1 pseudogene is annotated in these 442 nt (G+C 67.6%); it reads right to left on the bottom strand.

Annotated elements, in window-relative coordinates:
* Positions 1-442: pseudogene (locus ACODSO_RS29285) on the bottom strand (hypothetical protein); the annotation flags it as partial.

Raw genomic sequence — 442 nt, forward strand, 5'->3', positions numbered from 1 at the left:
GCGCTCCGGGTGGTGGGGTGTGGTGTCCTCCGTGGCCGTCGGGGTATTCGGCGTGACTGTGGGTGGGGTCGTCGGCGACGAGGGTCCGGTAGTGCTCGGCGAGGAGTCCCGCTGTCAGCCGCGGGAGGGTGTCGGTTGCGGTGGGTGGGTCGGGGAGGTGCCCGGCGGGCAGGGTGGTGGTGCGTCCGAGGATGAGGTCGGGTGTGTCGCTGACGGGTTCGGGTCCGACCATCCGCGCGAGGGTGTCGGGGTCGTAGATCATTTCGGTGTCTGAGTCTGAGTTCGGGTCTGGAGTGTCGGTCTCTGGAGTGTCGGTGTCTGGGGTGCGATCGTCGGGGTTTTCGGTGTCGGGTTCGTCGGGGTTGTTGGGATTCGGGTTGTCGGTGTGGTTGTCGGTGTGGTTGTCGGTGTGGTTGTCGAGTGCGGTGCGGCGGCGGTCGTC

This window comes from Rhodococcus sp. FG69 (assembly GCF_057808915.1).